A 2,038-nucleotide genomic window follows, 5' to 3' on the forward strand; every position below is an offset into this window, starting at 1 on the left:
AAGTGCATCCAGTAATGGCTGTTCATTTGAATGAGGAATAAGAAAAAGAGAAACGGCTGAAGTCCTTGATAAAAAGGGTTTCAGCTGTTTCTGTTCATAACTAATTAAATGTAATGCAATAAAAAGCTGTTCGTACTGTCTTTGTAGAGTATTATTAGGAAGAATATGCTATAGTTTTATTCTACAATAAGCACACAACTGGTGCTTATTTTTCGTGGAAAAAAGCAGGGGGATTATCGCATTCGGACGAATTGTAAGATAGTAACCGATAAAGTCACGAGTATGTTGTTAAAAAGGAGAAAATGAATGATTTACTATCATGCAGATGTATTTAGCTCTAAAAGTTTATCAGGAAATGGATTAACAGTTATTTTTCATGAAGAAGATATGGACACTCAGTATATGCAGAGAATTGCTGAGGAATTTAAGCAATTTGAGACAATCTTCCTGAGACAAATTGGAGAGAAGCATTTTCGCGCTAGAATATTTACAGTAGAAGAGGAATTGGACTTTGCTGGACATCCGATTTTGGGAGCGGTATCAATCATTCATGAAGAACTGTGTTCAGATGAAAGTAGCATAACCGCAGTCTTTGAGTTAAACAATAAAACACTGCAAGCAGAATCGATAAAAAAAGGTGACTATTTCCAAGCCACGATGAATCAGGGCGTTCCTGAGTTTTTGGGGTCTGTTGAGGGTGAATTGAGGAACATATTCTTGCAGGCGTTGAATCTTACAGTCGACAATCTTCATTCAACGTTACCAATAGAGGTTGTTTCAACAGGGTTGCCGTATTTGATTGTCCCTCTCGCTTCGGGGTTGGAACAGGCAAAGATCAGCGTCAGAAACTTAGAGGAACAGCTAAACAAAATTCAAGCGAAGTTTGTTTATTTGTTTGATGTAGACAGAATGGAAGGTCGCACTTGGGACAATTTTGGAGCTGTAGAAGATGTGGCAACCGGCAGCGCCGCCGGACCGACTGGAGCTTATCTTTACAAATGGAATATCTGCAAAGAAACAGGGGAAATCATTATTAATCAAGGCGGTTTTGTGGGAAGACCCAGCAAGATAAAAGTTTTTACGGACCCATCCACAAGAGAGATTAAAGTGGCGGGAGACGTTAAGATAATTGCAAAAGGGCTGCTTTTAATATAAAGGTGAAAACCCCTGTTTAAGGAAAAAACTCCTTTTACAACCACTTCTAGTACGTTATAATACAATTATCAGACAGCTTGATCCACTTATCAAAAGATACATATTGATATTGGAGGTATGGTCATGGTCAATCGCAATAGAAAAATGATTTTCACAGCCCTCAGCACAGCTCTAGTCGTGACTATGTTGCTTGTAAGCAGCACAGTCTATGCCCAAAGTGCTGAGCCGAAGACAGCAGGAGATAAGAAGGTTGAAGTTATTAAAGGTTAATGAAATAACATACTATCTGCGAAGACAGCATTGAGTCTTACAATTGTGAAGTGCATCCAGTAATGGCTGTTCATTTGAATGAGGAATAAGAAAAAGAGAAACGGCTGAAGTCCTTGATAAAAAGGGTTTCAGCTGTTTCTGTTCATAACTAATTAAATGTAATGCAATAAAAAGCTGTTCGTACTGTCTTTGTAGAGTATTATTAGGAAGAATATGCTATAGTTTTATTCTACAATAAGCACACAACTGGTGCTTATTTTTCGTGGAAAAAAGCAGGGGGATTATCGCATTCGGACGAATTGTAAGATAGTAACCGATAAAGTCACGAGTATGTTGTTAAAAAGGAGAAAATGAATGATTTACTATCATGCAGATGTATTTAGCTCTAAAAGTTTATCAGGAAATGGATTAACAGTTATTTTTCATGAAGAAGATATGGACACTCAGTATATGCAGAGAATTGCTGAGGAATTTAAGCAATTTGAGACAATCTTCCTGAGACAAATTGGAGAGAAGCATTTTCGCGCTAGAATATTTACAGTAGAAGAGGAATTGGACTTTGCTGGACATCCGATTTTGGGAGCGGTATCAATCATTCATGAAGAACTGTGTT

At 37.6% G+C, this 2,038-nt stretch carries 3 protein-coding genes; all 3 read left to right on the forward strand.

Features of this window, described 5'->3' with window-relative positions; genetic code table 11:
• Nucleotides 1-306 precede the first annotated feature (306 nt).
• A complete protein-coding gene (locus tag E0485_RS24445; protein ID WP_132420628.1) occupies nt 307-1,155 on the forward strand; it encodes a PhzF family phenazine biosynthesis protein in 849 nt (282 codons plus the stop codon).
• Nucleotides 1,156-1,278: 123 nt separating this feature from the next.
• Nucleotides 1,279-1,425, forward strand: a complete 147-nt coding sequence (locus E0485_RS25305; RefSeq protein WP_165921228.1) for a hypothetical protein — start codon at nt 1,279-1,281, stop codon at nt 1,423-1,425.
• A gap of 354 nt (nt 1,426-1,779) precedes the next feature.
• The coding region (locus tag E0485_RS24450; RefSeq protein ID WP_132420630.1) for a PhzF family phenazine biosynthesis protein at nt 1,780-2,038 on the forward strand (259 nt) is incomplete at its 3' end.

It is taken from the genome of Paenibacillus albiflavus (assembly GCF_004344915.1).
GTDB lineage: Bacteria > Bacillota > Bacilli > Paenibacillales > NBRC-103111 > Paenibacillus_AM > Paenibacillus_AM albiflavus.